At 60.5% G+C, this 22,265-nt stretch carries 23 protein-coding genes; 8 read left to right on the forward strand and 15 right to left on the reverse strand.

Annotated elements, in window-relative coordinates:
- Window positions 1-39: 39 nt before the first annotated feature.
- The 9 genes from WKS99_RS03905 to WKS99_RS03945 all read right to left on the reverse strand — a co-directional run bounded on the left by WKS99_RS03905 (window position 40) and on the right by WKS99_RS03945 (window position 9,085).
- Window positions 40-954, reverse strand: a complete 915-nt coding sequence (locus WKS99_RS03905) for a diacylglycerol/lipid kinase family protein (RefSeq protein WP_340405363.1) — start codon at window positions 952-954, stop codon at window positions 40-42.
- Between the two features lie 18 nt (window positions 955-972).
- Complete coding sequence (locus WKS99_RS03910; RefSeq protein ID WP_340405364.1) at window positions 973-1,470, reverse strand: hypothetical protein; 498 nt, start codon at window positions 1,468-1,470, stop codon at window positions 973-975.
- An 8-nt stretch (window positions 1,471-1,478) separates the two neighbouring features.
- Window positions 1,479-2,600, reverse strand: a complete 1,122-nt coding sequence (locus WKS99_RS03915) for a THUMP domain-containing class I SAM-dependent RNA methyltransferase (RefSeq protein ID WP_340405365.1) — start codon at window positions 2,598-2,600, stop codon at window positions 1,479-1,481.
- Window positions 2,601-2,732: 132 nt separating this feature from the next.
- Window positions 2,733-3,548, reverse strand: a complete 816-nt coding sequence (murI, locus tag WKS99_RS03920) for a glutamate racemase (protein WP_340405366.1) — start codon at window positions 3,546-3,548, stop codon at window positions 2,733-2,735.
- Window positions 3,549-3,678: 130 nt separating this feature from the next.
- On the reverse strand, window positions 3,679-4,497 hold the full coding sequence (locus tag WKS99_RS03925) for a hypothetical protein (RefSeq protein WP_147573316.1): 819 nt from the start codon (window positions 4,495-4,497) through the stop codon (window positions 3,679-3,681).
- Between the two features lie 4 nt (window positions 4,498-4,501).
- The gene (locus WKS99_RS03930) at window positions 4,502-5,812 is read right to left on the reverse strand and encodes a hypothetical protein (protein WP_186852284.1); all 1,311 of its coding nucleotides are present in this window, start codon (window positions 5,810-5,812) and stop codon (window positions 4,502-4,504) included.
- Complete coding sequence (locus WKS99_RS03935; protein ID WP_240288626.1) at window positions 5,805-7,577, reverse strand: ATP-binding protein; 1,773 nt, start codon at window positions 7,575-7,577, stop codon at window positions 5,805-5,807. Before WKS99_RS03935 ends, WKS99_RS03930 begins: the two co-directional genes overlap by 8 nt.
- Window positions 7,578-7,796: 219 nt before the next feature.
- A complete protein-coding gene (locus WKS99_RS03940; protein WP_147572668.1) occupies window positions 7,797-8,501 on the reverse strand; it encodes a response regulator in 705 nt (234 codons plus the stop codon).
- A gap of 41 nt (window positions 8,502-8,542) precedes the next feature.
- Window positions 8,543-9,085, reverse strand: coding sequence for an NUDIX hydrolase (locus WKS99_RS03945; RefSeq protein ID WP_340405367.1), 543 nt, complete (start codon window positions 9,083-9,085; stop codon window positions 8,543-8,545).
- Between the two features lie 177 nt (window positions 9,086-9,262).
- Here WKS99_RS03945 and WKS99_RS03950 point away from each other — a divergent pair, with 177 nt between their 5' ends.
- From WKS99_RS03950 to WKS99_RS03980, 7 genes are all read left to right on the forward strand, one after another.
- Entirely contained in the window at window positions 9,263-9,775 is a 513-nt protein-coding gene (locus tag WKS99_RS03950; protein WP_186852286.1) for a GNAT family N-acetyltransferase, read from the forward strand.
- Between the two features lie 5 nt (window positions 9,776-9,780).
- Window positions 9,781-10,434 (forward strand): CatA-like O-acetyltransferase, encoded by a 654-nt coding sequence (locus WKS99_RS03955; protein WP_186852287.1) that lies wholly within the window; start codon window positions 9,781-9,783, stop codon window positions 10,432-10,434.
- Between the two features lie 112 nt (window positions 10,435-10,546).
- On the forward strand, window positions 10,547-11,479 hold the full coding sequence (locus WKS99_RS03960; RefSeq protein WP_262669416.1) for a sugar-binding transcriptional regulator: 933 nt from the start codon (window positions 10,547-10,549) through the stop codon (window positions 11,477-11,479).
- Between the two features lie 225 nt (window positions 11,480-11,704).
- Window positions 11,705-12,313, forward strand: a complete 609-nt coding sequence (locus WKS99_RS03965; protein WP_186852438.1) for a DAK2 domain-containing protein — start codon at window positions 11,705-11,707, stop codon at window positions 12,311-12,313.
- A gap of 37 nt (window positions 12,314-12,350) precedes the next feature.
- The gene (locus WKS99_RS03970) at window positions 12,351-13,349 is read left to right on the forward strand and encodes a dihydroxyacetone kinase subunit DhaK (protein WP_340405368.1); all 999 of its coding nucleotides are present in this window, start codon (window positions 12,351-12,353) and stop codon (window positions 13,347-13,349) included.
- 3 nt (window positions 13,350-13,352) lie between these two features.
- Entirely contained in the window at window positions 13,353-14,234 is an 882-nt protein-coding gene (lsrF, locus tag WKS99_RS03975) for a 3-hydroxy-5-phosphonooxypentane-2,4-dione thiolase (RefSeq protein WP_340405369.1), read from the forward strand.
- A 33-nt stretch (window positions 14,235-14,267) separates the two neighbouring features.
- The gene (locus WKS99_RS03980; RefSeq protein WP_186852290.1) at window positions 14,268-14,591 is read left to right on the forward strand and encodes a hypothetical protein; all 324 of its coding nucleotides are present in this window, start codon (window positions 14,268-14,270) and stop codon (window positions 14,589-14,591) included.
- A gap of 355 nt (window positions 14,592-14,946) precedes the next feature.
- Here WKS99_RS03980 and WKS99_RS03985 read toward each other — a convergent pair whose 3' ends face one another.
- The 5 genes from WKS99_RS03985 to dusB form a co-directional block, all read right to left on the reverse strand.
- Window positions 14,947-17,019 (reverse strand): elongation factor G, encoded by a 2,073-nt coding sequence (locus tag WKS99_RS03985; RefSeq protein ID WP_147572684.1) that lies wholly within the window; start codon window positions 17,017-17,019, stop codon window positions 14,947-14,949.
- 268 nt (window positions 17,020-17,287) lie between these two features.
- The gene (locus WKS99_RS03990) at window positions 17,288-18,247 is read right to left on the reverse strand and encodes an anti-sigma factor family protein (protein WP_340405370.1); all 960 of its coding nucleotides are present in this window, start codon (window positions 18,245-18,247) and stop codon (window positions 17,288-17,290) included.
- A 6-nt stretch (window positions 18,248-18,253) separates the two neighbouring features.
- The gene (locus tag WKS99_RS03995) at window positions 18,254-18,865 is read right to left on the reverse strand and encodes an RNA polymerase sigma factor (protein ID WP_186852292.1); all 612 of its coding nucleotides are present in this window, start codon (window positions 18,863-18,865) and stop codon (window positions 18,254-18,256) included.
- A 31-nt stretch (window positions 18,866-18,896) separates the two neighbouring features.
- Window positions 18,897-19,415 (reverse strand): AAA family ATPase, encoded by a 519-nt coding sequence (locus WKS99_RS04000; RefSeq protein WP_147572690.1) that lies wholly within the window; start codon window positions 19,413-19,415, stop codon window positions 18,897-18,899.
- Window positions 19,416-19,428: 13 nt separating this feature from the next.
- Window positions 19,429-20,400: a tRNA dihydrouridine synthase DusB gene (gene dusB, locus WKS99_RS04005; protein ID WP_340405371.1), complete on the reverse strand. Its 972-nt coding sequence runs from the start codon at window positions 20,398-20,400 to the stop codon at window positions 19,429-19,431.
- A gap of 141 nt (window positions 20,401-20,541) precedes the next feature.
- Between dusB and WKS99_RS04010 the strand changes: the two genes are divergently transcribed.
- Window positions 20,542-21,741: an ATP-binding protein gene (locus WKS99_RS04010; RefSeq protein ID WP_147572694.1), complete on the forward strand. Its 1,200-nt coding sequence runs from the start codon at window positions 20,542-20,544 to the stop codon at window positions 21,739-21,741.
- 50 nt (window positions 21,742-21,791) lie between these two features.
- On the opposite strand, the gene WKS99_RS04015 is transcribed toward WKS99_RS04010, so the two are convergent.
- Window positions 21,792-22,253, reverse strand: coding sequence for a GNAT family N-acetyltransferase (locus WKS99_RS04015; protein ID WP_147572696.1), 462 nt, complete (start codon window positions 22,251-22,253; stop codon window positions 21,792-21,794).
- Window positions 22,254-22,265: the final 12 nt, after the last annotated feature.

Raw genomic sequence — 22,265 nt, forward strand, 5'->3', positions numbered from 1 at the left:
TATAATTTACGTTTTGTTCACAAACATATGTCAAGAGTGCTAAACACAAGGGGAATAGCTCGCTCCAGCCGGGTAAAAGAAATTCACCTTTTTCTCTGACAGGCGGACGGTAAAAGTGGTGTCCCGCATGATCTCTCCATCCACTACCACGGTGATGGGTTCCCGGGCGGAGAAGGACACCTCCTGCCCGTGGTAGGCTCGAATCAGCGCGGGGTACTTCCAGTACAAGCCTTTCGCGTACTGGCCCGCCAGGCGCGCGAAGGTAGGCAGACTCACCTTGCCCACCCGCAGCACATCCAGCACGCCGTCGTCAGGCATGGCGTCGGCCACCGGCATAAAACCGCCCCCATAGTGCCGCCCATTGCAGACGCACAGGATGGCGGTGGGCTCTTGCGTCCAGTGGTCAGCCCCCATGGACACCGTCATGGGACGGCAGATTCCCCATACAAGCACCTGCTCCGCCAGGGACAGCAGATAGGCCCATCGTCCGGAGACACCTTTCAATCGCTTGTATTTGTGTACTCCGGCGGCGATACGTGCGTCCACTCCGGCGCATATCACATCCAGCCCCAGCTTGCCGTTGCAGTCCATCAGGTCAAAGGCGGCCTGCGGCCCGGCCGCCAAAGCCTCGAGATTTGAAAAAATGCTGCGGTAGTTGGGCCCAAACAGTTTCAGAAAGTCGTTGCCCGTCCCCATGGGCACGTTGGTCACTGCCAGAAAATCGTGGCCCGCCGCCCCGTTGACCACTTCGTTGAGGGTGCCGTCGCCGCCACAGGCATAAAGCCGGGCGGGCTTGCCGTCCGCCGCGGCCCGCTCTGCTATCTTGCAGGCGTCTCCCGCCTGTTTCGTATAAAACACCTGGTGGTGAACTGCCAGTCTAGTCAGGTCCTCCTCCAGCTGTTGAACCGATCTCCCCTTCCCTGCTGCGGGGTTGATAATAAACAGATGGTCCATAGACACCTCCGAAACACCTCAGGGCAGCTCCCCAAAGCCCCAGATTACCTGCTGCTCCACATAGCCTGCCCAGTGAAACTCCTCCAGCACGCACCGCTCCGGGAGGGAGCTCTCCAGCCCAAGCTCCGCCAGCAGGGAGGGACCTTCCTGGGGAATCCACAGTTGGTCCGCCGGGTCGGTACGCACCCAGAAGGTCTGGAAGCGGTCCGGGTCGTAGATGAGGATGATCTCCGCCAGAGCCGGGTCGCCCCCAGGGACAAAGAGGAATATTTTACAGGAGGGCAGGTCCGCCGGCCTGGCGGCAATCAGTTCCTCCGTCTTGTGCAGGAGGGCGGCCATCAGCGCCTTCCGGTCCTTCCCTCTGGGATGAAAAAAACGGTTGGCTCCCAGGTCCAGCCACTCCTCTCGAAAATCCTCTTCCGCCGGACACCAGTTGGGCTGGTACTCCTCTACCACCCGCAGAACCCTTTTCAGCTCCCGCCGATATCCCCGAAATTTTTTTATATGGTAAGGCATGACCCCTCCTATTTCATCCCGTACATAAACAGGTCGCACTTCAGCATCCCGTTATAGAGTTTTCGCTTCTTGTCCGCCTGCCGGCCGAAAGTCCGCTCAAACTCGGTGTGGGAGGACAAAAGGAAGAGCTTCCAGCCCTCTGGAAATTTGCTCCAGGCTCGGCCGAAGGCCCGGTACAACTCCTCCGCCTCCCGGCGCTCCATGATGCGCTCTCCGTAAGGCGGATTGGTGACCACCCGGCCATAGAGGCCGCCCCAGTGGAAGGTCCGGGCGTCGGCCGCCTCAAAGGATACGATGTCGTCCACCTCTGCCAGTTGAGCATTGTGCCGGGCCAGCTCCACGGCGGCGGGGTCCAGGTCGCCGCCCCAAATCTCATAATCCCCATCAAATTCCTGGTCCATGGCCTGGTCAGCCGCCTCCATCCAGAGCCGCTTGTCCAGCCACCCCCATTTTTGGGCGGAGAAGTACCTGTTCAGCCCCGGCGCCCGGTTTCGGGCAATCAAGGCAGCCTCGATGGGGATGGTGCCGCTGCCGCAGAAGGGGTCGCACAGGGGGTCCCGGCCTCTGTACCGGGACAGCAGGACCATGGCCGCCGCCAGCGTTTCCCGCAGGGGGGCAATCACCCCCTGGGCCCGGTAGCCCCTCTTGTGAAGCCCAGCGCCGGAGGTATCCAGCATCAGGGTGGCGGTATCCTTCATAATCGCGAACTGAATCTGGTACAGCGCCCCTGTTTCCGGCAGGGTATTCAAGCCGTAAGCCTCTCCCAGCCGGGCGGCCACCGACTTTTTCACGATGGATTGGCAGGCGGGCACCGAGTGGAGGGCGGAGTTGAGGGAGTGGCCCTTCACTGGAAACTGGCCCTCCCGAGGGATGAACCGCTCCCAGGGCAGGGCCCGCGTCCCTTCAAATAGAGCGTCAAAGTTTCCAGCCGGGAATGTCCCCAGCACTAGCAGAACCCGCTCCCCGGTACGCAGATTCAGATTCAGCCGGGGCAGGTCCCCCTCTGTTCCAGTACACAGCACCCGGCCATTTTCCGCCTGGACACTGGGCAGACCCAGCCTCCGGATCTCGTCAGCGCACAGCCCCTCCAGGCCAAACAGGGTGGGGACAGCAAAATTCAGCTCGCCCACAGGCAACACCTCTCCTCTCTTTTGTGGGTCCAGTATACCGTATCTGACGGTCTATGGCAAATTCTTTTTCTCCAAGCCGCCGGTGTAAAAAAGGGACAGGGCGATCTTCGCCCTGTCCCACATTTATCCCTGTCAAAGCGTCATAGGGGGATAGAAGGACACGCTCCCTATCCGCTCCAGTCCCACCTGGCGGGCCCGCAGAGCATACTCCTTCACGTCGCCGGTGGTATAGATGGTCAGTCCGCCCAATCTGTCGTCAGAGGCCAGCAACCGCTCTCCCTCCAGGTACTCCTTTAGGGCGCGGGCCATCTCCTCCGCGGGGTCGATGAGGGGCAGACCGGGATACAGGCGGCGGATGCTGTCCGCTACCAGGGGGTAATGGGTACAGCCCAGCACACAGCACTGGATGCCCTCCCGCACTATGCCGTCCATCTCCAGGCGCAGGTCCGCCTCCACCTCCGCCATGCCGGCAGGGTCCCCAAGGTTGTGCTCCACCAGCCGGGCCAGATCAGGACAGCCACAGCTGAGGACCACCAGCTTCTTGGGGCTGCGGGCCAATATCCCCTCCGGATAGCACCGGGAGTTGTGGGTAAAGACGGTGGAGATGACTCCTATCTTGTCTACACTCAGCCGTGCGGCGGCCTCCGCCCCCGGCTGAACGGCGTTGAAGGTGGGGCAGGACACCTCCCCCTCACACTGTCCGATTACGCAGGAGATGGTATTGCAGGCCACCAGCAGGGCCTTCACATGATGATCCTCCATGAAGCGGAACATATACCGGGCCATGGCCACAATCTTGTCCTCTGGATGGTTCCCGTAGGGAATATGGGCGCCGTCCCCGAAATAGACCAGCTCCTCGCCTGGCAGCGTCCGCTGAACCTGCCGGACTACACTAAAGCCGCCGATGCCAGAGTCCAGGATTCCGATGGGGTCACTGGGATGGAACATAGACACACCTTCTTCTGCCGCCGGCGGGTTGCCGGCCGTCACCAGTGGATATTACCACAAACTGTCGGTCTGGTAAAGACGAAACTCCGCGGGGCGGTCAAGTTTTACCGCTCCGCGGAGATACCCTTCGTCACTCCACCCGATTCAGCTCCCCGGTAAGCAGGTCCAGTTGGTAAGCGCCGGTGTCCGTTGTGACGCGCCACACCGGGATCAGCTCCATGGGCCCGGACAGAGAGGTGACACTGACATAGCCCTGAACAATACTGTCCACCTGATTGCATACGTCGCCCAGCCCATTGAGGCCATTATAAAAGTACACGAGCGCCGAGGCCACCGTAATGGGCCGCTGGTCCGTCCGCTCCACAGGGCTGCCCACCAGACGGCGGCCGGCGGTCATGGTCTCCAGCCCCTCCGAGCCCCATACCAGGGTAACCTGGTGGTTAAACAGGGGGATGCCCTCCCAGCTCTGGCGGACCGTCAGGGTATTCTCATCCCGTGCCGTTGTCTCTCCCTCGAACCCGATTTGGGTCAGGAGGTCCAGGCAACTCCTCTCCTGGTCCACACCCAGTGGAAAGCTGTCAGGCGATAATTCCGCCGAAAAGGACCCATCGCTGTGGAACTGGAGGGCGCCCGCCCCGTTTTGGTAGCGGTACACCCCGGCTCCTCTGGCCTGGACCACTACATCCTCCCCCAAAAGCTGGGTGGCCAAGCGGCTTTCCTCCTCCTGGTCCCGCTCCACGGTCTGGGGCCTGGGAACCATCTGGTCGTCGGGCAGTTGTCCCTCATGGATCTGTATCCCACGGTCAGTCAGGAAATCCACGGCCTGCTGGCGATTCTGCCTCTGGTTGGCGCTGTCCCGCCACTCCCGTTGGACCACAAAGAACAGTAAGCACAGATTGACCGCCGCGAGCATGATCAGGATGATGTTTTTCAGCTTGGACCATTCCATACCGTCAATCCTCCCGGCTGCCGGCGGCCACCCAGGTGGCGGACACGCTGTCCCCGCCGCCGTCCAGATAGGCCAGCATCAACTCATCCCCCTCCATCCCTTTGGCCGTGAGAGCCGCCGTGGCCTGGAGGGGCGGCATGACAGACCCACGCTCTCCGCTGGCCGTATAGCTGCGCAGCCGGAGCGTAAAGCGGTCTATCCTCCCGTTCTGGACCAAAAACTGGGCCGCACTCCCCTCGTCCAGTTGGACCGGCACCCCGTTCAGGCAGTATCCAAAGTCGATTTGCCAGCCCCCATCCACCTCTTGGACAGACATCAGATACAGTCTCGCCTCTCCCATACGGGGCGTCATAGCGTCCGCGGCCAGTCGGCGGCATGTCTCTACCGCTTCAAACAGGTCTGCCCCGGACAGAGGGAAATGGCCCACCCCGCCCCGGTCAGCCAGATAGGTTGCGATGCCCCGTTCAGTCAGCCGCAGGGTGTCGTTGCCGTTTCGGACCACCTGCTCCGTGCCCGCAGAGTAAAATACGCTGGAGCCCACCGAGAAGTCCAGGTCCTCCGCCAGAGCGGCAAGGGCGCTCTGCCCTCCGACAGCCGGATTGGCCGCCTGATAGATGACCGGATCCAGCCCCCCCTCTGTCAGCAGGGTATCCGGGTCCAGGTCCTGGTACAGATCGGTCTCAAAGGCGAAGCGGGCGCCGTTTGTCCCCATTCCGGTCAGCGCGCTTTCCAACTGCTGGGGCGTGACAACCTCCGTCAGACAGCGGTAGTAATATCCGTCCCGCTGGTCCTGGTAATAAAACGCCACTTGGTTCTGCCATAGGGACAGGACCAGTCGCCGGACATGGGCATCCAGCGCGCTCTCCTCACCGGACAGCCAGCCCACCAGCACTTGGAGGGGGATATCCCCCTGAAAATCGAAATAGACGCCAGGACAGGAGGTGAGCGCCTCCTCCCACTGGTAGCGGTTCACCCGCTCTGGCTGGCCCGCACTGGACAGCCCCTCGGCCAGCAGGCCGGCCACCTGTTGGAACAGGGCATCCGCCGCCCCTTGGTCATACTGAACTCCATAGCGGCCAGTCTCCATACCCGCCGTCAGATTGACCGCGATACGCAGGGGGCGGACCGCCTCGATCCGGCTACCCCCTTCCGTCTGTCCCATCTGGGTCTGGGGCATATCCTCCCGGAGAATATTGTGCAGCGGCTCCAGCATTCTGGTCTGGATCAGCAGCCAGACAGCGGAGCAGGTAAGAAACAAAATCAGCACATCCTTAGCCAGCTCCACAGCCCTTCGGTCAAACTTCCGCCTATCCATGGTCCGGCCCCTCGATCTTCAGCTCCAGCCGGAGTGCCAGGCCGGGGCCATCCTTGTCCTGGAGCTCCAGCAGCCCCTGGTGTCGGTTCACGATCTCCTTGGCGATAGACAGCCCCAATCCGGTCCCGCCGGACTGGCGGGACCGGGCCTTGTCCACCCGGTAGAACCGCTCAAAGATCCGGGACCGGTCCTCCGGTGGGATACCGATACCGTCGTCATCCACCACCATCCATACCCGGTCCTCTGTCCGGCCGGCGGAGATGGTAATATGGCCCCCGTCGGGGGTATATTTGATGGAATTGGACACGATATTCATCATAACCTGGAGCACCCGCTCCCGGTCAGCCACAATGGCGGGCAGCTCTGACTCCAGTTCCAGCTTCAGGGTGTGGGCATGGCGCTGGGCCTCCATATAGACCGCGTTGTACAAATCCTGGAGCGCCGCCTCGAAGGAGAAGCGGCCCAGCTTCAGATCGTCCCTGCCCGAGTCGAGGCGGGACAGGGTAAGCAGGTCCTGGACAATGTGGGTCATACGGTCGCTCTCGTTGAGGATAACCCCCAGGAATTTCTTTTCCATGGCGGGTGGGATGTCCTCGGCGCTCTCCGCCAGGGTCTCGGCATAGGATCGGATATTGGTCAGGGGGGTACGCAGCTCATGGGACACATTGGCCACGAACTCCCGGCGCATCTCCTCGTTTTTCCGCTGGGCAGTCACATCGTGGATGACCACCAAGGCGCCGCCGCCCTCCCGGCCGCGATCAAAGGGGGCCAGCAGCAACTGGAGAAACCGGTCCCGGACCTGGAGCTCTCCCTCCAGATGGTCGGGGGCCTCCAGCACCTGATCTAGAGGGGCGATATCGCCAAAGAGCTGGCCATAGTCGCTCTCCGGCCCGATGTGCCGCAGCAGCATCTGGTCGGCGGCAGGGTTGGAGTGGATGACCTTTCCATCCCGGGAACAGGCCACCACGCCGTCGGTCATGTGGAGGAAGAGGGTATCCAGCTTGTTGCGCTCGTTCTCCACCTGGCGCAGAGTATCCTGGAGCTGGTCCGCCATGTCGTTGAAGGTGTCGGTCAGCACTCCGATCTCATCCCGCGAGGCCACTTGGATCTTCCGGGAAAAGTCCCCTTCTGCCACCCGCATGGCCCCCTCCGTCAGCCGCTGTATAGGGGTAACCATCGTCTTGGACAGCAGGAAGGACAACAGCACCGAGATGACCAGGCCAAAGACCAGGGCCTCCATGATCAAGAGAAACATTTTCTCGGTCAGGCTGTTGGCAGTGGCCTTGTTGTCCAGGATGTAGATGACATAGCCCTCGTCCCCCCGGTGGATGGGGACGGCCAAGTCCATATAATCGGCGGCCAGATTGCTCTCATCCCCCACCTCGTTGGTCTCCAGCCCGGTATTCAGGGCAAAATTCAGGTTCTTGGTATATTCCAATACCTGGTTCTCCCCCTCAGGAGCCACCAGGCACACTCCATCGCTGTCCAGGATATACAGCTTGCGGTTGCGCCCGTCCACCCCCAGCACGCCGACATAGGCGTCCAGCACATCGGCCATTCTCTCCGCACCGTTCTCCTCATCCGGAGTTTCGGTGGTCAGGTCGGACACCAGGCCGGGGTCGCTGAACACGTCGGACATCTGGCTATAAAAATCCTCCAGATAAAAGGCGGTCACAGAGTTGATCAGGAAGGCCCCCACCACCATCATCAGGGACAGGATCAGCAGCACCATGATCATGACCAACTTCATATGCAGACTACGCATGGGGCACCCCCTTTCGTCGGAACAAAGTCCGCTTTCCTCGGAACGCCCTTACGGGCATTCCTCCCTCGCTCCCTTGTTCCTCCTCTCCGAACCGGACCCGCTTCGCTGGGCTCCGCTTCGGTCTGCCGCCTTCGGCGGCTTTCTCTCCCAAAGTCCGCTTTCCTCGGAACGCCCTTACGGGCATTCCTCCCTCGCTCTTATGGGGCCGGCACTGTAATCTCACTCGCCGAAAAGATAGCCCATTCCCCGCTTGGTGCGGATGAACTCGGGGTTGGCCGGATCGTCCTCGATCTTCTCTCGTAAGCGGCGGATCGCCACGTCTACCGCCCGAACGTCGCCTACATAGCCCTCATAATTCCATACATGCTCCATCAGGGCCTCCCTCGAAAAGACCTTCCCGGGCTGGGCAGCCAGGAAACAGATCAGATCGTACTCTCTCTGGCTCAACTCCAAGGGGAGCCCATCCTTGAATACGGTGGCACGGTCCCGGTCAATATTGACTCTGCCCGCCTTAATCGTGCCAAGGCCGGATTGTGCCGCGGGGACAGCGGGGGACATGGCCACCCGCCGGATATTGGCCTTGACCCGGGCCAGCAGCTCCCGCATGGAGAAGGGCTTGGTGATATAGTCGTCCGCCCCCAGCTCCAGCCCCAGGACCTTGTCCGCTTCCTCCTCCCTGGCAGTGAGCATGATGATAGGGGCGGCAGACCCGCTCTCCCGCACCTTCCGGCACACCTCAAAGCCGTCCATTCCGGGCAGCATCAGATCCAGCAGGATCAGGTCCGGGTCATTTTCCAGGGCCAGCTGTAAGCCGGCGGGCCCGTCGTATGCCTCCAGGGTATCATAGCCCTCCCGGCTCAGGTTGAAGGACAGGATATCCACGATATTCTGTTCATCCTCTACAATCAAGATGGTTTTGCCCACAAGATCCCCTCCTTCTCTTTCTCACAAATGCCGCCGGTCTCTCACAGGCCCAGCAGCACCTTTACTTTCAGAGTGGTAGCCACGGTCTTTGCGTCTGTGATGGTGCCGTCCATCACCTGCTCCACCAGCTGCTGGAAAGGCATGGTGACCACATCCAGAAACTCGTCCTCATCCAGGTGCTGTTTTTTGCGTGTCAGCCCTTGGGCCAGATACATATGCAGAGCCTCGTCACAGAAGCCGGGCGACGCCAGGGTATGGCCCAGATATGTCCACTTTTCAGCCTCCAGCCCCGTCTCCTCGCTCAACTCCCGCTTTGCCCCCAGCAGACGGTCCTCCTCCGCCCCGTGGTCCAGCTTGCCCGCGGGCAGTTCCAGCAACTCCTGCCGGATGGGGTAGCGGAACTGGCGGACCAGGCTCACGCTGTTGTCCCTGTCCAATGCCAGGACAGCCACCCCGCCCGGATGGTAGACGACCTCCCGGTCCGCCGTTTTCCCGTCGGGCAGCTCCACCTGGTCCATGTCGACCCGGATGATCCTGCCCTGAAAGATCGTCTGGCTGCTTACCGTTCTCTCGGTCAGCTCCATGTCCTGTCCTCCTTCCGGCCCCTGCCGGGACCCATTTGAAATCAGTATACCACACAAGGGGGAACTGGTAAAGACGCAAGGTCTCTCTCCGCCGCAAAATTTCCCCATCGCCGCTGTACGAGGTAGTTAAAACATAGTATAATGAGTAAACAAACTGAAATGATAGGGGGCCTTTCCATGATTCGTCGCGCCGTTCCGTCCGATCTGCCGGACATTTTGGAGATCTACGCCATCGCCCGCCGCTTCATGGCACAGGCGGGCAACCCGGACCAGTGGCGGGATGTCTATCCACCGGAAGATCTGGTCCAGGACGATATCCGTCAGGGGTTTTGCCACGTCTGTGTCCTGGATGGCCGCATCCAGGGCGTCTTTGCCGCCATGTGCTGGGACGACCCGGATTACCAGGTCATTCAGGGTGCCTGGCTCAACGACCGGCCCTACTGGGCCGTCCACCGAGTAGCCAGCCGGGGAGAGGTCCGGGGCGTAGCCTCCCGGTGCCTCCTCTGGTGCCTGGAGCGGGGCGGCAGCGTACGCATCGACACCCACCCGGCCAACCGCCCCATGCAGCGGGTGTTAGACAAAAATGGCTTCACCTTGTGCGGCACCGTCTGGATGGAGGACGGCTCTCCCCGCCTGGCCTACCAACGTGAGGTCCCGGCGGGCTGGCGCTGGGACAGCGGGAAGGAGTGAGGGGCTTGTTTTCTCCCATCGATCTGGAGCGTTGGGACCGGCGGGCTATATTCGAGGAATTTCTCGGCCTTGACTGCAGCTTTGCTCTGACGCGAGAGCTGACTATCACCCGGTTCCATTCCTATGTCAAGGCCAGGGGCCTTCGATTTTATCCCTCCCTTGTCTGGGCGGTGGTCACCGCGGTCAACCAGCACAAGGAGTTCCGTATGGGGCTCGACCCACAAGGCCGTCCTGGATTCTATGATCTCGTCCATGCGGAGTATACGGTGCTGGACCGGCGCTCCCACAACATGGCCAGCCTGAACACGGAATATGACCGGGACTTTTCCGCCTTTTACCGCGCCATGTCAGCGGCTTTGGACCGCTTTGAAGCGGATGGGACGCTGACCGCCAGCCGGGAAGACTCTGTGCTGCTCTCCTGTGTCCCCTGGTTCTCCTACACCGGCCTCTCCTTTCAGATGAAAAGCAGTCTAAACTTCCTTCGCCCCATGTTTGTCTGGGGCAGATTTCAGGAGCGGCAGGGCAACATCATCCTGCCCTTTACCTTCCAGGTCCACCATGGGGCGGCGGACGGCTATCACTGCCATCTCTTTTTCCAGTCCCTGGAGCAAATCCTGGCAGAGCCCGATCATTTTCTGGCCTGGTCTGGCATGATGTGAATAAAGTCTCCTGTCAGACATTTTGTCCCATCTTGTACTTTGTCGTTGCAAGCGGGCCTCTTTTGTGCTATAAGTAACATATGTAACACTTTTCGGCAAAAGAGGTATAGTCGTGAAAACAAGTCAAGAAAAACGGGCCCGCTTGGCTTACGTAGCCCGCAGGTATTATCTGGAGGATCAGAAGCAGAGCGATATCGCCCGAGAGCTGGGGGTATCCCGTCCTCTCATCAGCCGGATGCTCTCTGACGCGCGGGAGCTGGGGGTGGTGGAGATCACCATCCATGAGCCTGGGGCGAAGGCGGCGAGTCTGCTGGACCGGCTCCGGCTGTCTAGCTCCATCCGGGGCGGCGTCCTGGTAGAGGACGGCGAGGACGACGACGCCACCAATCAGACCCTCTCCAAGGGGGCCGTTGAGCTGCTGGGACAGCTCGGTGCCCATCGCCTGGGTGTGGGCTGGGGACACTTGATTGGACAGTTGGTGACCTGGCTGGAAGAAAATCCCCAGCCCCACAGCGGCGTCACCGACATCTGCCCTCTGGTGGGCAACGCCAGTATCCCAGCCCGGAATTATCAGTCCAACGAAAACGTCCGGCTGATGGCCCAGCAGTTGGGTGCCGCCCCTCACTTTCTCTATCTTCCGGCTCTGCCCGACAGCCTGGAGGAAAAGCAGCTGCTCTGCTCCACAGAGGTCTATCGGCAGATCTATCAACAGTGGGAACAGATCGATACCGCGCTGGTCAACATTGGAAACTATCCCTCCAGTCCTGACTTCGCCTCCCTGGTTCGGTACGGCAGTCTGCTCCAGCACCACCGCGCCTGTGGGCGGATGCTGGCCTATTATTTCAATGAGGAGGGCAAGATAATCCAGTCGGAACAGGACTTCGCCATTCAGGTCCCCATAGACGTGCTGAGGCGATGCCCCAATCTCATCGGCGTGTGCTCGGCCAACACCAGTGTGCGGGCCTTGCGCGGTGCCCTCCAGTCCGGGTTTTTTACCCATCTTGTCGCCCGGACAGGCCTGGTCAAGGCCCTGCTGGAGCAATAAATAACATATGTAACTTCCCAGAGGAGAGCAGCCTCCTCTGGGAAGTTTTATTTTTGTCTATTTCGTCTAATTTTTTTCGATTTCCTATGTAAATTATAGAGAAAAAACGTTTCATTATTGACTTTTGTTAATTTCTGCGATAGGATTTACGCACAGACGTAACCAATAAATCCAATGTAAACGGCGGGACCCTTTTGGTCACGCACAGAAGGAGGTGACATCGTGATGACGAAACGTGAGTTTCAGGATCGGCTGAAAAACGCCTGTGCCGCTGTCGCGGCGGCGGAGGCTGAATTGACCGAGATCGACTCCAAGTTCGGCGACGCCGACCACGGGCTTACTATGGCCAAGATCGCCGGAGCGATCTCCGCCGCGGTAGACGGGGCGGAAGGCGGAATCCAGTCGATGCTGGACGACGCGGCTACGGCTGTTATGGCGCTCAACGGCGGCAGTGCCGTCCCACTGTGGAACACCTGGTTGGACGGAATGCAGGAGGAGGCCCCCGAAGGAGACGAGATCGACGTGGCGGGCATTAAAGCCATCTTTGCCCGTGCCTTTACCGAGCTGGACGACATGTCCGGAGCGAAGGTGGGGGATAAGACCATGATGGACGCTCTGATCCCCGCCAGCCAGGCCATCGCCGCCTATCCTGGCAGCGACGAGAACGAGCTGTTCACTGCCGCCGCCCAGGCAGCGGTCCAGGGTGCGGAGGCTACCCGCCAGTTTGTTTCCAAATTCGGCCGGGCCAAGAGCTACGGCACACAGACCATCGGAACCCCGGACGCCGGGGCCGCTTCCATGGCCTATTTCTTCCAGGGTCTGGCCCAGATGTAAACGAATAATCCTCAATTTTGAACAGGAGGGATTCCATATGAAAATGAAAAAATTCATCAACGCCCCTGAGACCATCACCGACGAGGAGCTGGTGGGCCTGGGCCTGGCTTACCCCGACATTCTAGACGTAGACGGCCACCTGGTAATCAGCAAGGACCTGGCAGACGCCGACCGGGTGACCATCGTCACCTATGGCGGTTCCGGCCACGAGCCTGCCCAAGCCGGCTTTGTCGGCAAGGGGATGCTGGATGTCCAGGCCGTGGGCGATATCTTTGCCGCTCCCAACGGACAGCTGGTGTTCGACGCCATGAAGCTGGCTGACAAAGGCCATGGCGTACTGCTCCTCACCCTGAACTACGCCGGCGACCAGCTTGCCGGCAAGCAGGCTATCAAGCTGGCCAAGAAGGCGGGGCTGAACTTCCGCCAGGTAGTCACCGGCGAGGAGATCCAGTACGACCCCAACGGCGAGGACAACAAGCGCGGACTGGCTGGCGCTGTTGCCCTGTACCACATCGCGGCCGCCGCGGCCAGGGAGGGCAAGAGTCTGGACGAGGTGGCCGACATCGCCCAGCACTATGCCGACAGTATGGCCTCTGTCACCGTCAAGTCCACCGACGCCACTCACCCCCAGAATGGGATGTCCTTCGGTGACCTGGGCGAGACTGACCTAATGGAGATCGGTGCCGGCCAGCACGGCGAGGGCGGCGGCGTCCGGGTGCCCATGATGTCCTCCAAGGACACGGTTGCCACCGTGGCTGAGGCCCTGTGCAAGAAGCTGGAGCTGAAGGAAGGGGACAAGGCCTTCGTTATGATCAACGGCTGTGGCGCCACCACCATGATGGAAATGCTGGTGCTGTTTAAAGACACCGTGGAGTTCCTGAAGGCCAAGGGCGTGGAAGTGGTGGCCAACATGGTGGGCGAGATTCTCACCGTCCAAGAGGCCGCCGGCTTCCAGATGAACATCGCCAAGTGGGACGAGGAGTTCATCCGCCTGTGGAACACCCCCTGCCACACTCCCGCTTACAGCAAGGAGTAAGATATGGCTGACAACATCGGAAACAAGGCCGCCCATGACTACCATCTGGACATCCCCCAGGTCCAGGAGGGATTCTTTGTCAAGGGCGCTTCCCACTGCGACTGGGGCATGAAAAACCGCATGGCCCGCCTATTTGACCCCAAGTCGGGCAACACCGTCATGCTGGCCTTTGACCACGGCTATATCATGGGCCCTACCGCCGGGCTAGAGCGCATCGACCTGGTCATCCCGCCCCTCATCCCCCATGTCAACGTGCTCATGGGCACCAAGGGCGTCATCCGCTCCTGCGTCTCCCCCGCTAGCCAGGTGGCCAAGTGTGTCCGGGTGACCTATGACACCACCGTCCTGTTTGACGAGATGTCCAACGGTGGCGGTTTCGCCTGTGATATGGAAAACGCCATTCGCATGAACGCGGATTGCGTGGCGGTGCAGACCTTCATTGGCGCCCCCGGAGAGTCCCGCTCTCTGGAGCTGCTGTGCCGCACCGCCGACGCCGGCACCCGCTACGGCATACCCACCTTGGGTGTGGTGGCCGTAGGCAAGCAGATGGAGCGTACGGAAAAATTCTTCCAACTGGCCACCCGCGTGCTGGCCGAGAACGGCGCCAACCTCGTCAAGAGCTACTACTGCGACGGGTTCGAGCGGGTGGCCGCCGCCTGCCCGGTGCCCATCGTCATCGCCGGCGGCAAGAAGCTGCCCGAGCTGGAGGCCCTGGAGATGGCCTACAAGGCCATCCAGGAGGGGGCCCACGGGGTGGACATGGGCCGCAACATCTTCCAGTCCGACTGCCCCGCCGGCATGGCCCAGGCCATCGGCAAGGTGGTCCACGAGGGCTATACCCCCCAGCAGGCCTACGAGGTGTATGAGACCGTCAAACACGCCTAAGTTTTGAATACAAATAGGATAGGAGGAGCCTTAATGTCCGCTGAGTATATGCACATCGGTATCCCCATCACTAACCGTAAGCCCAATATGACATACAACGAGGGCGCCAAGTTCTGGGTCAGCAACGTGGACGACTACGACTACAAGATCGAGTATCTGAAGTTTGAGGAAGGCACCCCATTCCCCGAGGTGCTCCACCACCTCCCCCATGTGGCCTATAAGGTGGACGACCTGGAGAAGTACATCGCCGACGCCGATAGCGTCATCTGTGGTCCTATGGACGCCAATGGCAAGGGGGACCGGCTGGCCTTTGTCTGGAAGGATGGGGCGGTCTTGGAGCTGTATCAGGAGGCCTGAGCCCCGCCGGGCTCTGGGGCGATTGCCTTCTCTGGCAGTCTTTTTACTTCTGAACTTTTTCTATTTTATATCATAAAAGATATCCCAAATAGAAACTCCCGCCCTGTCATAGGGCGGGAGTTTCTATTTGGTTTTCGTCCCTGCAGGCGCCGCCGGCCTTCCCCTGGGCTGCGGGGGCAGTCCCCTTCACGGCTATGCCGGCGGGTCCTCTTTCTTTTCCGATCCTCATGTCATGCGGGTAAAGCTCTCCTTCCGAAAATTCTTCGCTCCGCTCCGAATTTATGCCATTGAAGCGCCCACCCTGACTGCCAGCCAAACAATGTCCGCCCCTTTCGGGGCGGACATTGTAATCACCTTATTCTTCAGCCATGGCCTTGGCAGCGGCGATGGCCTTCTCCTGAGCCGCAGGGGGACAGTCCTCGTAGCGGACAAAGTGGAACACATAGGAGCCGCGGGATTGAGTCATCGCCCGCAGGTCAATCGCATAGGATGTCATTTCAGCCATGGGTACCTCGGCCTCGATCACCTGCTCGCCGCCCTCAGTGGGGGTCATGCCCATGACACGGCCTCGGCGCTTGTTCAAATCGCCGATGACATCGCCCATGTAACTGTCAGGCACGGTGACCTTCAGCTCACCCACAGGCTCCAGCAGCACAGGGTTGGCCTCAGGCATAGCCGCCTTATAGGCCAGCTGGGCAGCGGTCTTGAAGGCGATTTCAGAGGAGTCCACAGGGTGGTAGCTTCCATCATACAGCACGGCCTTCAGGTTGACCACTGGATAGCCGGCCAGGGGGCCGTGGACGCAGGCCTCACGCAGACCCTTCTCCACCGCGGGGAAGAAGTTTTTGGGCACGGAGCCGCCGAAGACCTCCTCGGCAAAGACCATCTCTTCCTCCTCCAGGTTGGGCTCAAAGCGGATCCATACGTCACCAAACTGTCCGGAGCCGCCGGTCTGCTTCTTGTGCCGGCCCTGCTTCTGGACCGTCTTGCGAATTTTCTCCCGGTAAGGCACGCGGGGCGCCTTCAATTCAGCATCCACGTTGAAACGGCTTTTCAGCTTGGACACCAGCACGTCTACCTGGATGTCGCCGGCGGCGTAGATGACCATCTGGTGGGTCTCGGCGTTGTTCACCACATAGAAGGAGGGATCTTCCTCATTCAGCCGGTTCAGGCCCTGAGCCACCTTGTCCTCCTGCCCCCGGGTCTTGGGGGCGATGGCCACGGAGTAACAGGCCTCAGCGAAGGGAATCTGCTTCAGGGCTACCACCTTCCGGGGGTCACACAGGGTATCGCCGGTCTTGACTTTCTCCATCTTGCCGATGGCGCCGATGTCGCCGCAGCCCAGCTCCTTGACCTCCTCGGCCTTCTTGCCCCGCATAACATACAGGCGGCCCAGCTTCTCGCTGGCGCCAGTGCGGGCGTTGACCAATGTCAAATCGGAGGTGATGACGCCGGACAACACCTTGATATAGGAGTACTTGCCGTACTGGTCGGACACGGTCTTAAACACAAAAGCGGTGGGCACGCCGCCGGGGGACACCACGAAGGGCTCGGTCTCGCCGTCCTGACGGGTGGCCTTGTGGTAGTTACCTTCCATGGGGTTAGGCAGCAGATCCACAATATAGTCCATCAGCATCAGAGAACCCATAGTGTTGACGGCGGAACCGCACAGCACGGGGAACAGAGACAGCTCCCGCACGCCTTGACGCAGGCCCTGGATCATCTCAGCGTATGTGAAATCCTCTCCGCCGAAGAATTTGTCCATAAACTCCTCGCTGGTCTCGGCCACAGACTCCTTCAGCGCGTCGTTAAACTCGGTGATGACCGCCTCCTTGCCCTCAGGAATGTCGATCTCCACCCGCTTGCCGTTCTGCATCTCATAGGCCCGCTTGTTCAGCACGTCGATGATACCGGTGACTTTCTTGCCCTCATTCCAAATGGGGACCACCACGGGGGCAATCTTGTTGCCGTACTTCTCACGCAGGGCCTCAAAGGTGGCGTTGTAGTCGGAGTTCTCCTCGTCCGTCTTGGAGATGTAGATGAAGCGGGGCATATTCCGCTCCTCGCAGTATTTCCACGCCTTCTCCAGTCCCACGGAGATGCCGTCCTTGGCGGAGCAGACGATGATAGCGGCGTCAGCGGCCCGCAGGGCTTCCATCACCTCACCGGCAAAGTCGAAGCCACCGGGGGCGTCCAGCACATTGATCTTACAGCCCTTGTACTCCAGGGGAGCGACCGCCAGAGAGATGGAGATCTGACGCTTGACTTCCTCCGGGTCATAGTCACAGACCGTATTCCCGTCCACAGACTTGCCCATCCGGTCCAGGGCGCCAGTCATATAAAGCAGGCTCTCCGCCAGAGCGGTCTTTCCGCTCCCGCCGTGGCCCAGCAGGCAGACATTTCGAATGTTTTGTACAGAATAGCTCATAATCTTGTTTCCACTCCTTATGTGTTGGACTATTGCTCCGCCCCTGTGAGGCGTTACATGCTGTTAGTCATTATACATTAAATTCGTCTCTCTGACAACTGTTTTTTTGGCATGGGAGCAGCTCTTTCCCCAGTGCCCGCCGGGAGTTCTCACTATTTTTCGTGAAAAGTGCCCAAATCGTCTAAAATCCTCCATTTTCTCCCGCGTTCTCCAGAAATGGCAAAAAAATGGCCTCCGGTCGAAACCGGAGGTCATAAATCAAAGTGTGTCACTGTCCTTCAAGCAGCACCAGGGCGCAGAGCTGCTCCTGATCCGTTTGGCCCGCCAGCGCGCTGCCGCTCTCCTCCTGCTGGGCCAGGGCAGCCAGCCCCTCTAGCTGGGCCGCTGTAATAAAACAGCAGGGGCGGCCGGCCTCATCGGTCAGCCACTCTGGGGTCTCACCCAGAACATCCTCCCAGCCCTCGGGCAGACGGTCCAGGGTAAGCACCGCGGCCACCGTCTGGCCCGCTACCTCATACATCGGGCCGGGGGCAGTCTGGAGCATCGAGGGAGTCCCATTCCCAGAGACGTTTTCCTCCGGAACACCTCTCTCCAATGCGTCCACCTTGGAGGCCCCTACATCGGATGGCTCCTGTTCCCGCGATTCCGAGCGGAGGTCGGGCGACACTCCGCTGTCTGGCGCGGGGGACTGTGCGCTCTCGTCCAGCTCCGCCCCATAGGGGGAAATATCCGTTTGTCCACCCGGTTCGCTTCTCTCTTGGCCCTCCGCCCCACTGTTCTCCGACTCCGCGCTCTGGGGATCATCGGCTTCGAACAGGCTGATATTCACCTGGGGCTCCTCCTGCCACAGATCCGTGGCGCTCGCAACGCTTAACTGATTGTCGGCGGCCCGGTCCCACAGGCCCCCGCGGTACAGGCCGATACACAGGGCGGCGCAGGCGGCCAGTCCGGCCAGCGCCTTGAACTGGGGCCGCTTAAATAAGGGGACCACCTTTGGCCTGGACTGCTCTGCCCGAACTCGGTCCATGACGCCCTGAGTGAATCCCTCAGGGGCAGGGATATCCTCTAAGCCCTGGAACGAGTCGTGCAGAGCGGCAAGCCGCTCCTCAATGGCCCGGCAAGTGGGGCATTGATCCAAATGCTCCTCCAGCTCCCGTTCCTCTTCGTCGGACAGCTGCCCGTCCAGATGGGCGGAGATCCACTCCAGATATGTTTCGCAATTTTCCATGCCGGGTCACCTCCCTTCTGTTCCTTTCGATGGTTTAGACGTGGGCGAATCGGAAAAGTTCCCATCTTCCAGCAAAATTTTTCGCAGGGCCAGCCGGGCCCGGGCGATGCGGGATTTTACGGTCCCCAGATCCAGGGCCAGGGCGTCACCGATCTCCTGATAGCTCAGTCCGGACAGCTCCCGCATAACCAGCACCTGCCGGTGGTGGTCGGGCAACCGCTCCAGCCCCTGGGACACCGCCCGGTTCAGCTCCGCCCTCTCCAACTGGCGGTGTGGGTCCTGCTCCCAATCGGCAGGCTCTGTCCAGGAAAGCTCCTCATCATCGATGGACTGAACCGGCGCCACCTCCCGGCGGCGGGCCTGCCTTCGCAAGAAGTCGATACACACGTTGGTGGCCAGCCGATAGACCCAGGTGGAGAAGCTACTCTCCCCCTGGAAGGACGGCAGGGCCTGCCATGCCCTCAGGAATGCCTCCTGGGCCAGGTCGGCTCCCTCCTCCCGGTCCCCTGTCAGCCGCACGCACAGGGAGTAGACCTTATTCTGATTGTCCACCACCAGCCGCTCAAAAGCAGTCTGGTCGCCGGCTTTGGCCCTTTCCACAAGGTCCTGGTCGGACATCTCCGCTCCCTCCCAACTCACAGTTCTTTCATCAGAGTATTTTCTCCAGGTCTATCTCATACTCCCGGTCTATCAGCACATAGGGATGACCATATTGCTGACAGGCCCGCAGATTCTCCTCATTCTCCCGCTCCAGGGCCTCCCGGTCCAGGGACGGGTCCAGCCGCCGCTCGATGGCGCCGCCACAGGCCAGAATCTGGTCGAAGCGCTCCCAGATATACCGCCGGCTGAAGATCAGCCAGATAGCCTGGAGCTGATCTAGGTAGTACGGCACAAAATCTTTCGTAAAGTCGCAGGGAATGTAGCACCCCTCCACCACCAGATTCTGCCCGTTTTCAATGGCCGTCTTGATCATTTCCCGTGCAACCGGCCAGAGAAGGGCGGTCAGCTCCTTGTCCGGGCTGTCCGGCGTCAGCGAGGTCAGACCACTCCGGATCAGTCCCATTTTCAGATGGTCCAGGGACAGATAGGGCCAGCCCCGTTCCTCCAGCACCCGCTGGGCCAGCAGCGTCTTGCCGGTGTGGGTACTGCCCGCAATCAAAAGCACCATACCGCTGCCCTCTTCAACACAGGTCCCGCTTGATCCCCCTGGTCACCCGGTACACGTCCTCCAGGGTGGTGATCTTCACAATCTGTTCCTTGTAATAACCCGCATGGGGGACACCCTTTAGATACCAGGCATAGTGCCGCCTGGCCTCCAGGCAGGCGATCTTCTCCCCCTTGTTGGCCGCCGATAGCTCAAACTGGCGCACGGCGGTGTCGCACCGCTGGGCCAGGGGGGGTATCTCCGGGATGGGCCGGCCCTCCAGAGCGGCCCGGCACTGGGCAAAGAGCCAGGGGTTGCCGAACACCCCCCGGCCGATCATGGCTATGTCCGCCCCGGTATAGTTCAAAATACGGGGGGCGTCCTCCGGACGAAACACGTCGCCATTGGCGATGACTGGAATCTCCACCGCTTTTTTTACCTCTCGAATCCAGTCCCAGTCAGCGGTCCCTGCGTACATCTGATTCCTGGTCCTGCCGTGGACTGCTACGGCGGCCACACCGGCCGCCTCCATAGCCTTGGCGAACTCCACACAGTTGATGGAGCCCTTATCCCAGCCTAAGCGGAATTTGACCGTGACAGGGCAGCCCGCTCCCCGGATGACCGCCTCAGCCACCTTTACCGCCTTGTCTGGGTCCCGCATCAGCCCGGAGCCGTCTCCGGAGTTAGCCACCTTGGGGACAGGACAGCCCATGTTGATGTCGATAAAATCGGCCCCGGACACCTCATGGGCAATGGCGGCCGCCTCCTCCATGCACACCGGGTCACTGCCGAAGATCTGGGCAGCAACGGGGCTCTCTCCGTCCCCCAGCTGGAGCAGAGGGATGGACTTCTTGTCCTGGTAGCACAGGGCCTTGGCGCTGACCATCTCGGTGCAGGTCAGTCCCGCCCCCTGCTCCCGGCAGATGGTACGGAAGGCCAGGTCTGTCACCCCCGCCATGGGGGCCAGGGCCAGGGGGGTGTCTATTTTGATTCCTCCAATAGATACCATATATCCTCCAATGTCCACGGCCGTAAAAGACGCGCGGGCCGCTTCACAAATATCTAGTTATTTTATCATACCCTTCCCTGGTTGACAAGGCCGCCCATTCCCTATTAAAATAGGAAAAAACCTTGGAATGGGGAGATCACTATGGAATTGACGGCGCTGCGGGCCGCCCTTCGGGGCCTTTCCTCTTACCGCGAACTGAAGGAGCTGCCGGTGATGGCCCATATGGTCCATCTGCTGGACCACCTAGCTGGCGGCCAGGGAGAGGAGGCCGTGGACGACTACACCGCCCTGTTTTACTATCTGCGCCGGGAAGGCTTTACCGGTCTGGGGGACTGGCTTTGGGACCAGCTTCGGTACACCGAATCCCCCTATGCTTTACTGGCCGAACGGGGGGGCGCCGACCCGGCCCTGGAGAACGCCGCCCGACGGGACGTAGGCACTCTGGTACTGTTAGCCCAGACGGACTGCGACCGGTATATCGGCGCCATGAAGGCGCTGCTATCCGGCGACTGGTCCCCCGCTCTAGCAGGGCTGCCCCGGTGGAGCGCCACCGCCCCCTTCGACTTTGACTCCCTCACCCAGTTCTATCGGGAGCACGGCGCCGGGCTCTATGCCAGGTATCGTGCCTTCCTGTGGGAGGATGGGCAGCTCATCCCCGTGGCCGACCCGGACTGCCCCCAGCCCCAGGACCTGCTGGGCTACGAGCTTCAGCGGGAGCAGGTGGAGCAGAACACCCGGCTGCTCCTCTCCGGCCGTCAGGCCAACAATGTCCTTCTATTTGGCGACGGAGGAACCGGCAAGTCAGCTACCGTCAAGTCCATGCTCTACCTGCCCGGCATGGAGGACCTGCGGCTCATTGAGATTCAGAAGGAGAACCTCACCGGCCTTCCCAGCCTGATCCGCTCTCTGGCCTCCCGGCGGCAGAAGTTCATTCTGTTCATCGACGACCTGGCCTTTGACCAGGATGACAAGACCTACTCCTCTATGAAGACTATCCTGGAGGGCAGTCTGGAGAAGCGGCCTGTCAATGTGGCGATCTACGCCACCTCCAATCGCCGCCATCTGGTCCGTCAGACCTTTACCGACCGGGCTGGGGACGAGGTGGACACCTTTGAGACGATTTCGGAAAAGACCGCCCTGGCCGAGCGCTTCGGCCTGCGTATCCCCTACCTGACGATGAACAAGGCCGGCTTTCTGGCCCTGGTGGACCATCTGGCCGACCAGGCGGGGGTCCAGATGGAGCGGGAACAGCTCCACGCTCAGGCGATGGCCTGGGAAATCCGCCACTCCGGCCGAACCCCCCGGGTGGCCCGACAGTTTATCGCCAGCCTCGGTGCCTGACTGTTTGGGAGAAAATGGGCCATACAACATGGTATGGCCCATTTCTTTTTCTATTTTCTGGGACAGAGGTACACCATGATCTGTTCCCCGTGGGGATCTCTCTTTCCTGTAAAACGAAATCCGAACTTCTGGTACAGCTCCGCCGCGGCCCAATTTCCTTCCACGATACTCAAATAGATTTTTTTACAGCGGTACTCCTCCCGGAGACGCTGGATCAGGCCGGCCAAAGCCGCCTTTCCATATCCCCTGCCCTGGTGTTCCCCCGCAATCAACAGGCGGTCCAGCCACACCCGCCCAAAGGGAAAACTCTCTAACGGAAACTTCCCATACATCGCAAATCCTACGGGGCGCTCTCCGTCTAAAATCAGGACAGGCCGCCAGCCCTTCCACTGCTCTGCCTCTGCCAAACACTGCTCTACCGGCTCTACCAGCCCCTCCTGTCCAGGAGCTCCATGGAGCCTCAATGCCTGCGCTCTGTTTTTTTCTGTCACAGGTTCAAACTTCAGTTTCATCTTTTCCTCCGC

This window comes from Flintibacter sp. HCN-6482, assembly GCF_037892565.1.
Taxonomy (GTDB): domain Bacteria; phylum Bacillota; class Clostridia; order Oscillospirales; family Oscillospiraceae; genus Lawsonibacter; species Lawsonibacter aceti.